10 protein-coding genes are annotated in these 14,905 nt (G+C 63.1%); 8 read left to right on the top strand and 2 right to left on the bottom strand.

Annotated features, from left to right (window positions below; translation table 11 throughout):
- Positions 1–155 precede the first annotated feature (155 nt).
- The 8 genes from Q9293_RS09035 (at position 156) to Q9293_RS09000 (ending at position 11,635) form a co-directional block, all read left to right on the top strand.
- Positions 156–941: a hypothetical protein gene (locus Q9293_RS09035; RefSeq protein ID WP_306252229.1), complete on the top strand. Its 786-nt coding sequence runs from the start codon at positions 156–158 to the stop codon at positions 939–941.
- A gap of 30 nt (positions 942–971) precedes the next feature.
- Positions 972–4,376 carry a carboxypeptidase regulatory-like domain-containing protein gene (locus Q9293_RS09030; RefSeq protein ID WP_306252227.1) on the top strand — a complete coding sequence of 1,135 codons (3,405 nt, stop codon included), beginning with the start codon at positions 972–974 and terminating at the stop codon, positions 4,374–4,376.
- Positions 4,377–4,400: 24 nt separating this feature from the next.
- Positions 4,401–4,991 (top strand): outer membrane beta-barrel protein, encoded by a 591-nt coding sequence (locus tag Q9293_RS09025; protein ID WP_306252225.1) that lies wholly within the window; start codon positions 4,401–4,403, stop codon positions 4,989–4,991.
- A gap of 33 nt (positions 4,992–5,024) precedes the next feature.
- Positions 5,025–7,610, top strand: a complete 2,586-nt coding sequence (locus Q9293_RS09020) for a sugar-binding domain-containing protein (protein ID WP_306252223.1) — start codon at positions 5,025–5,027, stop codon at positions 7,608–7,610.
- 13 nt (positions 7,611–7,623) lie between these two features.
- Positions 7,624–8,889, top strand: coding sequence for a sugar MFS transporter (locus tag Q9293_RS09015; protein WP_306252221.1), 1,266 nt, complete (start codon positions 7,624–7,626; stop codon positions 8,887–8,889).
- Between the two features lie 7 nt (positions 8,890–8,896).
- A complete protein-coding gene (locus tag Q9293_RS09010) occupies positions 8,897–9,766 on the top strand; it encodes an ROK family protein (RefSeq protein ID WP_306252218.1) in 870 nt (289 codons plus the stop codon).
- Positions 9,767–9,855: 89 nt separating this feature from the next.
- Complete coding sequence (locus Q9293_RS09005; RefSeq protein WP_306252215.1) at positions 9,856–10,992, top strand: PAS domain-containing protein; 1,137 nt, start codon at positions 9,856–9,858, stop codon at positions 10,990–10,992.
- Positions 10,982–11,635: a response regulator transcription factor gene (locus Q9293_RS09000; RefSeq protein WP_306252212.1), complete on the top strand. Its 654-nt coding sequence runs from the start codon at positions 10,982–10,984 to the stop codon at positions 11,633–11,635. The genes Q9293_RS09005 and Q9293_RS09000 overlap by 11 nt, the downstream gene beginning before the upstream one ends.
- 7 nt (positions 11,636–11,642) lie before the next feature.
- On the opposite strand, the gene Q9293_RS08995 is transcribed toward Q9293_RS09000, so the two are convergent.
- Positions 11,643–12,125, bottom strand: coding sequence for a bacteriohemerythrin (locus Q9293_RS08995; RefSeq protein ID WP_306252210.1), 483 nt, complete (start codon positions 12,123–12,125; stop codon positions 11,643–11,645).
- A 159-nt stretch (positions 12,126–12,284) separates the two neighbouring features.
- Positions 12,285–14,837 (bottom strand): two-component regulator propeller domain-containing protein, encoded by a 2,553-nt coding sequence (locus Q9293_RS08990; protein WP_306252208.1) that lies wholly within the window; start codon positions 14,835–14,837, stop codon positions 12,285–12,287.
- Between the last annotated feature and the right edge of the window lie 68 nt (positions 14,838–14,905).

Here is a 14,905-nt window from a genome sequence, read left to right as displayed (position 1 = left end):
CGTCCTGGAGCAAGGGGCTAAACAGCCTCTGTGCCTTGCATTGGCTTCAAATTAAGTAGAACTACTCATGATATTCGTGAGTGTTCCTCTATTGTATCTTCCGCGTAAACGAGTGAATTTGAATGCACGTCCACTTCAGGCTGAGGAGTCGCACCATGTCGAAGCAACGCGTTTCCCGATTCGGCCAGGGGCTTATGGCCGTGGCCATGGCCATGGCCACCGGCATGCTCGGGGCCCAGGAGCTTGGCTTTTCCAAGGATCTGAAGATCCGGACCGCCTGGGCGCCGCAGGCCAAGGACAACCTGCGCCAATCCTCCCTCGGCTTCGGTTTGAATTTCGCCTACACGACGGCGGCAGGCACCTATGCCGCAGAGGTGGGCTACTACTACAAGACCGGAGACATCTTCATCGAGCCCGTGGCGGGGACGCCCCCCGCAGGCCTCGATCCTGTGGACCTGCCCAATGCCGGGGATTCCCGCCGCAACCAGCTCGACGGCTTGGCCCTGCGCCTATCCTACTCCCAGAAAATCGATGCGGATTGGAGCTGGCAGGCTGGCGCCATGCTGGGCGGAACCCGCTTCAAGCATGAGTATTTCGGGGATGTCCGAGGCCAGAACTGGGTCGCGACCAATCCCACCTCCTGGCGAGACACCTATTCGGGCACGCCGGTGGAGGGCGGCATCAAGGTCAGCCCCTACGTCGGCACCAGCTGGAAGCTGAATGGTCACTCCAGCCTGGAGATCAACCTCATGCTGCTCAACTACACGGCCGTGAGCTACCAGCACAAGCCCGGAACCGGGCAATACGCTCTGGACACGGATCCCGCGTCGGATGCCACCGTGGGCCGCATCGCGCCCCACAACGCCTTCCCGACCGATACGCTCACCAAGTCCAACCGCCTCGTGCCGCACCTCGAGTTCGGCTACGTCTTCCACTTCTAGCCCTGGGCCGTCGATCTGCGGAGGATGATCATGAATTGCCGAAGCGTCAGGAACCTCTCCACCCTTGCCCTGCTTATCGCCGGGCAGGTAACCCTCGTGGCCCAAGTGACCACCGGAGCCCTCAGCGGCCGGGTGACGGACAACCAGGGCAAGCCCCTGGCCGGGGTCCGCGTCGCTCTGGAAAGCCCGGCCCTCTTCCGGCCTCGCGAGTACAAGACCGATGCCAATGGCGAGTACCGCGGCCAGCTTCTGCCCGTGGGCACCTACTCGGTCAAGGTCAGCGCCGATGGCTGGCTGGGCAAGAGCGCCACAAATGTGCGCGTGGGCCTGGGCAGCACACTCGCCTTGGATTTCACCCTGAGTCCGGTGCAGCAGGCAGGTGCTGTGGTGGAGATCGTCGCCTCCGCTGAAGAAGCCAAGACCTCGGACAAGGTCAGCGTCAACTACTCCGCCGAGGAACTGCTCCGCCTGCCCACCGACCGCTCCTTTGATGGGGCCCTCGCCCTGGCCCCCGGCGTCATGGGCAACGGCCTCGGCACCAGCATCCGCGGCGGCAGCTTCGGCGGCCAGACCAAGGGTGGCGGCGGATACTCCCAGGTGATGTACCGCATCGATGGCATCGATGTGAAGGACGATTCGGGAACGCAGTGGGATGGCCCCGCGCGTGCCCAGCTCTATGAACCGCTGCCTGATTCCATCGAGGATGTCCAGGTGGTGCTGTCCGCCCTCAACGCCCGCAATGGCCGCAGCCAGGGTGGTCAGGTGAATGTGGTCACACGGTCTGGCTCCAACACCTTCGAGGGCAGTGTCCGCACCACCCTGAGCCGCAATTCCTGGACCACCGACCTGCCCCATGGGCCCGTGGCGGGCAGCGGCAACGCGGCCTACGAAAGCGGCGCCAACGAGAGCTATTCCCGGCACACCGATATCACCCTCAGCGGCCCCATCATCAAGGACAGGCTTTGGTTCTATGTGGGCACCCGCCTCCAGCCCTCCCAGTCGGGAACAGCCACGCTGGGCTGGAACGGCAATCCGGTTCAGTACAACGCCGGGCAGTGGGAGCCCATTCCTGGTGCCACGCTGCCCAGCGTCATGAAGTACCCCTTGATCACCTGGGGCGCCTTCCCCAACGTCGACAACGTTCTGAAGGGCGTCGGCACGCCCTACCCCACCGGGTACGGCAACTACGACCTGGCCAAATATTCCGACTGGAACAAGGTGGTTCCCGCCGACACCACGTACCACAAGTACGAGGGCAAGCTCACGGGGTTGGTGAATCAGAACAACACCCTCTCTCTCACCTACCTCTATGACAAGACCGAACAAGGTGGCCGCACTGGCGAACGCACCTATCCTCCCAACGTCGCCGTCGATCAGGCCTTCGTCGGAACCCTCACCACGGAGACGAAGGCCTGGACCCTGGGCTGGAATTCCACCCTCAACGAGCGGTGGTTCCTGGAGGCCCGCGCCTTCAAAGCCGAAGTCACCCTCGGCGATGTGCATGGCCCCACCCAGTACCCGATCTTCGTCCAGTCCCAGTTGAGCAGCGGCGATCCCAACATCCAGATCCAGAGCACCGATGGTCAGGGCTTGGCCTCGGGCAACGGCCAGGCCGCCTATTTCGGCGTCTTCTACAACCGCCGTTCCTCCAGCGATGTGTCCCCCAACATTCGCGGCAACCAGGCCTTCACCTTCAACATCAAGACCTTCCAGGAGGCCGCAGGGCAGCACGACATCGACTTCGGCGCCGAACTGTTCCAGACCAAACACCAGTTCGGCCGTGAACGCAGCGGCAATCGAGGCATCTTCGAAGGCGGCTTCATCTACAACCCCGACACGAAGGACTACCTCTACCCCACCTTCTATGCCAGTCCTGGCACCCCCTTGGTGCCCGTGGATGCCAACGGTTCGGCGGACCCGGCCCTGGTGCAGTTCGGTGAGTTGCCCATGCGCGGGCCCAGCGCCCACATGGAGCGCTACTGGGCCGGCCAGGCAGCCGCCAGGAACAAGAGCAACGGCCTGTGGGTGAATGACAGCTGGACCTTTAATTCATCCTGGGTGCTCATGCTGGGCCTGCGCTACAACCAGTTCACCATCCGCGATACCAACGAAAAGGAACTGGCCAACATCAATGTCACAGAGCCCCGCCTCCAGCTGAAGTGGAACCCCGATGGCAAGGGCAAGGAGGTCTACACCTTCACCGCTGCGAAGCCGGCCAGCGCCTACTCGGATGAGATGGCCGCCTGGTTCCGCACCAATGGCTGGACCACTCGCACGGTCCACTCCTGGAAGGGCCTGCCCGGTCAGCCCGCTGTGGATAGCCCCCAAGCCGCCAGCGATCCCACTGCAGGCGTGCGCTGGGTGGACTATAACACCCTCATCGATCCGAACAACTACGGCCCGCCCGATGCCATCATCGACCTCAGCCAGACCGCGATGACCGAAGGGCTTCAGGTGCCCTACGCCATCGAATTCTCGCTGGGTTATCTGCGGAACTTCGACACAGGCTCGGCACGTATCAATTTCGTCCAGCGCACCTACAAGAAGGAGTGGCTGTCCTTCATCCACGATGGCTACTACGATCCCAGCAACCCCACGAAATACCTCACCCTGGTTCACGATCCCAGCGGATCCGGCATGTCCCAGTGGCAGCAGACTCATCGCTTCCTGAATTCAGGTCTGGATCAGGTTTACCGTGGCGTCGAGGTGGCCTGGAACGAGAACATCACATCCCGGTTGAACTTCGGCGGCAACTTCACCTACTCGCAGATCACCGGGCGCAATTCCATCGACTACTACAACTACCGCGACGAGAAGCTGCGCAACGGCCTCAGCGAGGACACCTTTGCACCAGAGGGGGTGCTCACCCGCTCAACCGTGGTGCATGCCTTCCTCACCTACGTGTATCCCGTGGGCAAGGGCAACGTCTCCGCCTCACTGCTGGGAACCTACTCCACTTCCGGCGTGCGTCAGCCCAACGGCGTGGGCACCCTGAACGTTGCCACCATTGATGAATCCAACCCGGCCTTCGGCGGTCACAGCGTGGCACCCATTGATTCCATCGCGGGTCAGAACATCAACTTGAACTACAACAAGTATCTGTCTCCCGTGGGCGCCTTCACCCGGGGCACCGACATCAGCACCGTGGATTTCAAGCTCCAGGCCCAGATGCCGCTGGCAGGCAAGCTGATGCTCACCTCGTACGTGCAGGTCAGGAACATTTTCAACCACCTGCAACGGGTCAGCGTCTACGACTGGAGCGGCTCGCCCAACGGTTCGCCTGAATTCGGAACAGGCGGTTCCGTCGGTAGCAGCGCCCCCATCAATGGTCGCCCCCTGGGCGGCTTCAGCACCCCCTGGGGCTTTGCTGGCGACAACACCTACTACAGCGGCGGCCGCACCTTCACCGAATTCAGCGTCGGCCTGAAGTTCTGATCCCTGGCACAGGAAGGAGACCCCATGATCAAGACCCTTCGCACCTCTGTGCTCGGCTTACTGGCGCTGCCCCTCGCGGCCCAGGGCGCAGGATTCAGCCTCGCCGGCGGACTGTTGGCGGGCAGTGACAGTCTCAAGAAGGCCACCAACCAGTCCTCCGGATTCCTTTTGGGGGCGGATTACGGCACTCGCGTGATCGGAACGGAGGTTCCAGCCCGCCTGGGCCTTGCCTTCGCCTCCATGCCGGGTAAGGAATCCAATGGGCTCAAGACGTCTCTGGCCCTCACCCAGCTCCACGGGGATGTCTTCATCGATACCGGCTCCCCGTCCGTACACGGCCTGGTGGGACTCTCGCTGAACCACTACAGCATGTCCCGCACGGGCACCGAGTCCGCTGACCCGGCCGATGTGGACCATCACTTCCCCGTCCGCGATGCCAGTGGCATGAAGCTGGGCCTGCGCGTGGGTGCCGCCTTCACCGTGTCCGACCACTGGAGCCTCGAAGTGCTCTACCAGCAGACGGAATTGGCGGGCAAGGACCTTTCAGATCCCCAGGTTCGCCGCGGCGGGGTCAATCCCGGCTGGTTTGAGCTCGACCTGCGCTGGCGCTTCTAAATCAACATCGATATCCAGCAACAGGAGGCCTTCATGAGCGCCCGCACGGTGCTGCTCTGCCTATGCGCCACTTTCCTCTTGGCAGCGCCAGACCGGGTGCTCTCTCGCGGGTGGGCGATCCAGTCTTCAGTCAAGGTGTCTTCCCCGGGAGCCACCCTCTCCCAGCCTGGGTTCGACGTGGGCCAATGGTATGCCACCGAAGTGCCCAGCACCGTCATGGGCGCCCTGACACGTCTGGAGGTCCACAAGGAACCCCTGTTTGGCCGGAACCTGGAAGCCATCTCTCCCGAGCCGTTCAAAACCTCCTGGTGGTTCCGCACCGAATTCGATGAGGCTCCTGCCAAGGACGCCCACACACGGCTTTGTTTTGATGGCATCAACTACCGGGCCGACATCTGGCTGAACGGGCAGAAGGTGGCGGGAGCCGACCAGGTCTTTGGCGCCTTCCGGACTTTCGATCTGGACATCACGCCTTTCCTGAAAGCCGGAAAAAATGCCCTCGCGGTGGAGGTGCATCCGCCCAAACCTGGCGACTTCACCATGGGCTTCGTGGACTGGAACCCCCTGCCCCCGGACCGCAACATGGGGCTTTTCCGTGAAGTCCGGCTCCGGCGCAGCGGCGCCGTGTCGCTGGATGACACCTTTGTCCGCAGCGCCATTGATCTCAAGACCCTGGCCTCGGCCGCCCTTCAGATCGAAACCCGGCTGGTGAACCACGAAGACCGGCCCGTATCCGGTTCATTGCATGGAACCATCGGATCCATCCAGTTCCAGGTGCCCTATCATCTGGCGGCCAAGGAGCAGAAGACCCTCCACCTGGGGCCGCACGAAGTCCCAGGCCTGAAAATCCAGAAGCCGCGCCTCTGGTGGCCCCATACCCTGGGCAAACCAGAGCTGTACACCCTCGATCTGAAGGCCCTGGAAAAGGGCCAGCCCCTGGATGAAAAGCGAGTGACCTTCGGCATCCGCCAAGTGTCGGACTACCTCACGCCCGAAGGGCACCGCGGCTACATCATCAACGGGCGCAAGCTCCTGATCCTGGGCGGCGGCTGGGTGGACGACCTCTTCCTCCGCGAGGATCCCAAAAACCTCGAGGCCCAGTTCCAGTATGTGAAGCAGCTGAACCTCAACACCGTGCGTCTGGAAGGCTTCTGGGGCAGCAGCCAGCGCCTCTACGATCTGGCCGACCGCGAGGGTGTGCTGCTCATGGTGGGCTGGAGCTGCCAGTGGGAATGGCCCGAATACATGGGTTCGGCCATTGTGGAGAATGAAACCTTCGGCGGCCCCAAGGCCCCCAAGGACGTCGACCTCGTCACCGCCTGCCTTCGTGATCAGGTGCGGTGGCTGCGCAACCATCCCAGCCTCTTCGTGTGGGTGGTGGGCAGCGACAAGTTGCCCTGGCCCGAGGTGGAGGCCCGCTACATCGCGGACCTGAAGACCCTGGACCCCTCCAGGCCCCTCCTGACGTCATGCAAGTCCCTCACCAGCCCGGTCAGCGGCCCCAGCGCAGTGAAGATGGCCGGCCCCTATGACTACGTCACCCCCAACTACTGGTGGGAGGACACCAAGAATGGCGGCGCCTACGGCTTCAACACCGAAACGGGCCCTGGTCCCCAGATTCCGCCCATGTCCTCGCTCAAGCGGATGCTGCCGCCGGAAAAGCTCTGGCCCATCAACGAGGATTGGAACTACCACTGCGGACGATTCCAATTCGGAAGCCTGGACACCTACCTGAAAGCCTTCAAGGCCCGCTACGGCGAATCAGCCTCCGCCGAAGAGTTCGCCTTCAAGGCCCAGGCCGCCAACTACGAGGCCATGCGCGCCATGTACGAGGCCTTTGCCGTGAACCGCCCCCGGACAACAGGTCTCATCCAGTGGATGTTGAACGCCGCCTGGCCCAAGTTCTACTGGCAGCTCTACGATCACTTCCTCATGCCCAATGGCGCCTTCTATGGGGCCCGCAAAGGCGCCCAGCCGGTGGCAGCGGTGTTCCATCCGGTGGAGCGCGCAGTGTACGTGGTCAATGATTCCATGAAGAACCTGGAAGGCGCCCGCCTGCGGGTGCGCCTCTATGATCAGAACAGCACCCTGGTGTTCGACCGGGAAGTGGCGGCTGATGAGCCCGCAGGAAGTGGCCACAAGGCTCTGACCCTTCCGCCCGCTCCGGAAACGCCCGTTTCCTTCCTGGACCTTCGCCTCACCGGGGCCAACGGGCAGGAGCTGGCGACCAACTTCTACTGGCTGTCCGCCAAGCCGGATGTGCTCGACGAGGCCGGCACCAACTGGTACCTCACGCCGAACAAGTCCTTCGCGGATTTCACCTCGCTGTCAAAGCTGCCTCCAACCGAGATTCGCCTGGAAATGAGCCCCCGCAAGGGCCAGGACTGGGAGGCTGAGGTGACCCTCACCAACACCTCGAACCACATCGCCTTCTTCCTGGAACTGGGCCTGGTGGATGCCAAGGGCGAGTCCCTGGTGCCGGTCCTCTGGGATGACAACGACCTGTCCCTGCTGCCCGGAGAGAAGCGGAAGATTCACGTGCGCCTGCCGGGTGTGGATCTTCGCGGGACTGAACCCCGCCTCACCCTCCGCGGCTGGAACACGCCGCCGAAATCCTAGACCGGAGCTGGACATGGCCCGCAATCGCTTTATGGTCCTGCTGGTGATGCTCACCTTCTTCGTCATCTCGTTCGTGACGAACATCCTGGATCCACTGGAACCCAACATCCAGGCATCGTTCCAGCTCAGCGCCTTCGCTGTGGGGCTCATGCCCTTCGCCTTCTTCGCGGCCTATGGTGTCATGTCCATTCCCGCGGGCATGCTCATCGAGCGTTTCGACGCCAAGCCCGTGCTCCTCGCAGCCTTTGTGCTGGCCTTTCTCGGCTCCAGTGTTTTCGCCCTGTGGCCATCCTACGCCGTGGCCCTGCCCTCGCTGTTCACCATCGCGGTGGGCTTCGCCATGCTGCAGGTGGTCATCAATCCCCTGCTGCGAACGTCGGGCGGTGAGGCGCACTACGCCTTCTTCGGCAACCTCTCCCAGCTGGTTTTCGGCGGGGCCTCCTTCCTGAGCCCCCATGTCTACTCCTACCTGGTGCAGCACCTGAAGGACTCCCACCTCTCCCAGAACCTGGTCACCACCACGCTGGGACGCATGGTGCCGCCAAGCCTTCCCTGGCTGTCTCTCTACTGGGTGTTCGCGGTCATCATGCTGGTCATGATCCTCGTCGTGGCGCTGATCCGCATGCCCCGCATGGAGCTCAAGGATGACGAGCGCGTGGAATCCTTCTCCACCCTGGGCACGCTTCTCAAGAACCGCATCGTCTGGCTCTATTTCATCGGAATCTTCTGCTACGTAGGCACCGAGCAAGGCGTCGCATTCTGGATTTCCAAATTCCTGGAAACCTACCATGGCGTGGATCCGGCCCAGGGCGGACACAGCGCCGTGGCCGGTTTCTGGGGATTGATGATGGTGGGCTGCGCCCTGGGGCTCGTGCTGCTGAAACTCTTTGACCAGCGGAAAATCCTCTTCGTCTTCGGCCTCTGTGCTGTGGCCACCCTCCTGACCGCCCTCTTCGGTTCGCGGGCAGTGGCCCTGGTGGCCTTCCCGCTGATGGGCTTCTGGTGTTCCGTCATGTGGCCCCTCATCTTCGCCCTGGCCCTGAATTCTGTGGACAAGCACCACGGATCCTTCGCTGGCATTCTTTGCACCGCCATCGTGGGCGGGGCCTTCCTGCCCCCCCTGGTCGGCCGCCTGGGGGATGCCTTCGGCCTCCGCTTCGGCATGCTCGCCCTGCTGGGAACCCTGGGCTACATCATCAGCATCGGCCTCTGGGCCCGCCCCCTCATTTCCAACGCCACCCTGGGCCAGTCCAAGAACGCCCAGCCCGATCCCGCCTGAGGTCATCATGGAATCGAAAACCCTCATTGGTGTGGATCTCGGCGGTACCAACATGCGCGTGGGACGCATCGAGGACGGCCAAGTCGTGGCCCTCGCCTCCCGGTCAACCCCGGCCACCGCCCCGGAAGAGGCTGTGCTGGAGGCCCTCGCCGCCCTCATCGCCGAGGTGTTCACCCCGAACGTCAGCGCCATTGGCGTGGGTGTGCCCAGCGTGGTGGATGAAACCCTGGGAATCGTCTACCACGTGGAGAACATCCCCTCCTGGCAGGAAGTCCACCTGGGCGAATTCCTCATGAGGCGATTCGACCGACCCGTGTTCGTCAACAATGACGCCAACTGCTTCGCCGTGGGGGAATTCCACTTCGGCCTGGGCCAGGGCTTCCGCCACATGATCGGCATGGTGGTGGGCACGGGGCTCGGCGCCGGCGTGATCATGAACGGCCAGCTCTACACGGGCTCCAACTGCGGCGCCGGGGAACTGGGCACCATGCCCTACCGCGACCACACCTTCGAACACTACGCCAGCGGCCAGACCTTCGAGCGGGACTTCGGCCTCGCAGGATCCGTGGTCCACTCCCGCGCCATGAAGGGCGACCCCAAGGCCCTGGAGATTCTGACGGCCTTCGGGCGGGATTTCGGACAGGTGATCATGGCCACCTTGTACGCCTTTGATCCCGAACTCATCGTCCTCGGTGGCTCCGTTTCCAAAGCCTTCCCATTCTTCGAGACCGGCATGCGCCAGACCCTGGGTGGCTACGCCTACCAGCACGCACTCCGGCGGCTCCTCATTCGGGTGAGCGAAGAACCCCACATCGCCGTGCTCGGCGCGGCCGCCCTTTGTCTGGAAGCCCAGCATATATCGGCCCTTCGGTCTTGACGCATGGCCTGCCCATGGTTGGGCTGGAGCTTGGCCCTTCTGGCTGTGAGAATGGGACGCCCCACCCACGATCTCCGCCTGGAGCCGCCGTGCCTGACCTGAATCCCTCCTCTGCGCCGACTGACGCCCCTGGCCAACACCGGCCGGAGGCGGAGGACCAGGGCTCGGAGCGACGCCTGCTCCGCACCGTCATCGACATCGTGCCTGACTACATCTATGTGAAAGACCGCCAGAGCCGTTTCGTGGTCAACAACGCGGCCGTGGCCCAAAACCTGGGCATGACTTCCGAGCAGGTGAACGGCAAAAGCGATTTCGATTTCTTCCCTGAGGCCTTGGCCCGGCAGTTCTACGAGGACGAGCAGCGGGTCATGGCTTCCGGCACCCCGCTCATCAGCCGGGAAGAGCCCAACTACTACCCTCAGACCGGCACCTGGGGCTGGCACCTGACCACCACGGTTCCCCTGCGCAATCTGGAGGGAGAAGTCATCGGCCTGGTGGGCGTGAGCCGGGATATCACCTCCCATAAGAAAATGGAGGAGGCCGTCCGGGAAAGCCTGGTCCACCAGAAATTCGCGCGGCAGCTCATCGATTCGCAGGAACTGGAGCGCAAGCGAATCGCGGCTGAACTCCACGACCACCTGGGCCAGAAGCTGCTGCTGGTGAAAAACCACATGCTGCTCGCCTCCCGGGCAGCCCAGCAGGGAGAGTCCGCAGTGGACCTGGACGAAGCCCTCGCGCTGGTGACCGAAGCCCTTCAGGATGTGCGGGAGATCTCGCACAGCCTTCGGCCGCACCTCATCGACGAGTTGGGCCTGAGCAAGAGCATCGAATCCATGGTCCGCCGCCTGGCCCGCAGCTCTCAACTGGCGGCCACGATGGATATCGAGCCCGTGGATCGGCTGTTGGCCAAAGATGCTGAGATCAATCTCTATCGCATCGCCCAGGAAAGCCTGAACAATGTCGTGAAGCACGCCGACGCCAAGGCGGTCACCGTTGTGCTGCGGCGGACGGGCCACAGCGTGCTGCTCCGCGTGGTGGATGACGGCTGCGGATTCGAGGTCGAGGCTCTGACCCGCGGCGCCGAACGCCACGCCAGTTTCGGCCTCATGATCATGGCGGAACGGGCGAATATGATGGGGGGAGAGTTCGAACTGAAGTCCGATCCCGGTTTGGGCACCACCCTTTCCGTCATCCTGCCCATCAAGGAAGGCCTGCATGGAGCCTAATCAAGTCACGGTCCTCATCGCCGACGACCATCCGCTGTTTCTGGCCGGCATCCGGCGAACCCTGGAAGAAGTGCCCACCCTGCAGCTGGTGGCTGAGGCCTCCGATGGCGAGGCGGCGCTTCGGGCCATCGAGGCGGAAAAGCCCGCCCTCGCCGTGATGGACATCCGCATGCCCAGGCTCAGCGGCCTGCAGGTCGCGCGGGAACTGCGCCAGCGCAACCTGGCCACCGATGTGATTTTTCTGACCATGTACGACGATGAGGAAACCTTCAATGCCGCCATGGATCTGGGCGTCATGGGTTATGTCTCGAAAGAATCCGCCGTGAACGATGTGGTGGCCGCCATTGAAACCGTGGTGGCCGGGCGCCATTTCATCAGCCCCCTCTTGATGGACCTCATGGTGGCGCGGCGGTCCCAACCAGCGGTGCCCCTCCGCCAGACACTGCCCAATGGCATCTCCCCCACGGAGCGAAAGATCCTGAAGCTCATCGCCGAATCGAAAACGAGCAAGGAGATTGCCGAGGCTTTCTCCATCAGCCAACGAACCGTGGAGAACCACCGGGCCCACATCAGCTCCAAGTTGGGCATTCATGGCAGCTATAGCCTGCTGAAATTCGCCCTGGAGAACAAGGCGCATCTCTAAGCTGCGTTCAGCAGCCGGGTCCTAGGGAATACGTCGGCACCGGCCCTGGCCTGGGGTGCCGACCAGCCTGGATGGGCAGGTCGTTTCCTTTTGCCGGTGTCTGCTGCGCCTTCTGCCAAGTCACGAAGGTCATGTCATCGGTTTCAAAGTGATAGATGAAGCTGTCCTTCAGGTGTTGGATGAAGGTGGGCAGGGCCAGCTGGCCTTTCGTCACGGTGCGCAGGGATTCGATCAGGGCCTTCCGCATGACCTCATGCTGCTCGGCATGCCGCGCCAGTTTCGGATAGCCCTGGACACGCATGGCCGCCTCTTCCCTGAAGAAATGGGAAAAGGTGTGCTCCAGCAACTGGTCCAGCAGCCCGTTCAAATCCTCGATATCCGATTCCCGGCGATGGGTGGCCAGCCGGTCCAGGAGTTTGAACAGCGCCTGGTGATCCTCATCGATTTGGGGATCCTGAGAGCAGAAGGATGACTTCCACTGCCTCGACACGCGCGCCTCCAGGGATGCAGAGAAGAACGATCAGCCTAGTCCTGAATGGCTGCAAGTGTCGCAAAAAGTAATCAAAGGCTACAAAGTGTTATTTTTTATACCTTTGAATCGAATAGATCGATGGGGCTGGACACCTGGAAGGCCTACGAATTCGCCCCCTCACCGCTCTGGCTCGGAGGATTGCCGCGCCCTCCGGCTGCGGGCACCCGGATACAACGTATCCGCGCATTCCGGACAGATCCCGTGCGAGAAACCCACTTCGGTGTGTTCGCTGAAGTAGTGCTCCAGTTGGTTCCAATAGCCGCGGTCATCCCGAATTTTTTTGCAGGACGCGCAAATGGGCAGCAGGCCCGACAGCTGCTTCACCTTTCCCAAGGCATCGGTGAGTTCCTGGTTCCGGTTCTGCAGTTCCCAGGTCCGTTCCTCCACTTGTATTTCCAGTTCCGCTTTTCTCCGCGCCAGCTTCGCCACCCTGAGGCGGACGATCAGCAGGATGAAGCCCAGGCCAGCCAGGCCCCAGAGGGAACGCGCCCACCAGGTGCCCCACCAGGCGGGCAGCACCTTAAAGGAGAGGCTGACGGGCGGGCCGAAGCTGCCGTTGGGCTGGGCCGCGCGGGCCTCGAAACGGTAGGAGGCTCCCGGCAGGTGCGAGTAGCGGGTCACGGGGGCTTCCAAATCCCTCCAGCTCTCCTGCAGCCCCACCATGCGCACCTGGAGTTTCAGTTGGCCTTCGTGCTGATACGTGGGCACGGCCACGCGGAAACCCAGGGTGGCCTGCTCGGGCTGGATGGAACCAAGACTGGTGGCAGGCCCCTCGATGAGCCGATCCCCGAGGGTCACCTGCAAGATGTGCGGCACAGGGCCCACGAGCTTGGGCTCGTCCACATGGGCTTCATACCGAACCAATCCGGCGGAAGTCCCCACCCAGATGCGATCCCGCTCCGGCAGCAGGGCCAGCAGGTTACAGTCCTCCGAGATGATCCCCTGGCGGCGGCCCACGTGGACCTGGGTGTCGAGGCAATCAAACCCCTGGTCCGTGGTCACCCAGGTGCGGCCAAGGGGATCCACTCCCACCGCATAGACCAGATCCGAACTGAGGCCCTGCCCCGCGTGACGCCGATCCAGAACCGTTACTTTGTCCCGGTCGATGCGAATCCGCATGATCCCTTGAGGCTCGATGGGATGAATCCAGGCACTGCCATCCGGCAGGAAGGCTAACCCATGAAGGCCGAAGGGGAGGAGGCCATCCTGTTCGGTGAACAGGCGCCAGCCACCGCCCTTTTCGCGAAGGTGGAGGCCCAGGGTGCTGGCCACCCAAAGGCGGCCCGAGGCATCCTCCCGGATCTGAAAGGCGCATAGGGTCTTGGCCCGCTTTCCATCGGGGCCAACCACCTGGATCAGGCGCTTTTCGCCCGGGTTCCAGCGAAGGATGCCTTGACGGACGTGGCCCGCCCAGACTTGTCCTGAAGCATCGGTCATCACGGAGTTCAGGCCTGTGCCGAGGGCCCCGAGGGGCGCCACCCTGGCCCTGCCCTCGTCGGGTCTAAGCCATAGGGCGGGGCCCGTGGCGCCCACCATCCACAGCACTCCGGAACGGTCCACGGTCATTCCGTTGATCCGACATCCCTCTGTTCCCGGGATCCTCCGGTTGCCGGAGGCCATCATCCGGATCACACCATCATCCGTGCCCACCAGGAGATCGCCCTGAGGGTGCCGCAGGATGGACCAGACCAGTTCACCGGAAGATCCCGTCGACAGGGGATGGTTCCACACACGATCCTCTCCCTGGAGGCGGGCGATGGTGGTACCCAGAATCCACAGGCCGTCCTCCCTGTCGCGAAACACCTCGCCGACCCAGCGCATGGGCAGACCGGCGGATTCATCCAGCAGGCTGGCCTCAGTGCCATTCAAGCGCAAGGCCCCCTTCAGCGTGGAAAGCCACAGAGCGCCATCGCGGTCCTTGAAGAAGGCACCGAACGGCGTCGCTGCAGCCTTCATGAGGCGGGACTGATCGCTGAATCGGGCCGCCCCTGCTTCTTTCACCACCAGCGTACGGCCGGAACAGACCCACAACCGGCCGGTTCCATCTTCTCCCACCAAGGCCGCCCCGCCTTTGGGAAGCCCCTGGGCCTCGGTCCAGGTTTCCCCGATGCCGTAGGGCGTGAAGGAGGTCAACCCCAGATCGGTGCCCACCAGCATCGTTCCAGCTCTTCCATTGGCCAGTGCGAGCGCCTCCCCGGCCGGGGCCCGCGGGTGCCGGACGAAATCCAGGCCCTGGGACTGAAGAAACAGGCCCTTCCGCGTGGCCACCCAGAGGCGCCCGAAGGGATCCTCGGCCATGGCGCGAAGGCCCGGGAAACCCTCCTCTCCCGCAAATCGCGTCGGCTCCACCTGCCCATTCCGGAAGCGGACCAGACCCTGGGCCGTGGATACCCAGAGCCCGCCATCCTTCAAGGCGAAGAGGTGCTCCACATGATCGGAAGGAAGACCCTGGTCCCGCGTCCACCGGGAACAACGGCCACCCTCGTAGCGCAGCAGGCCATGCTCCGTTCCCAGCCAAATGAAGCCATCGGCATCCTGGGCGATGCACATGATGCCGCCGCTGGGCAGGCCCTGGTCCGGCCCGTAGAGGGCGAACGGCCTGCGCCAGCCCTCGCCTGCCCAGGCCACCCATGCGGCCATAACCACGAGCAGGATCCGCAAGGCCTTCACGCACACTCCTTAAGATCCTACTCATCGGCCGCCGCTGCTCGGAATTGACAATCCAACCCGAGGCTATA

The organism is Geothrix sp. PMB-07, assembly GCF_030758935.1.
In the GTDB taxonomy this organism is placed as follows: domain Bacteria; phylum Acidobacteriota; class Holophagae; order Holophagales; family Holophagaceae; genus Geothrix.
This window is presented reverse-complemented; position numbering and strand designations above follow the sequence as displayed.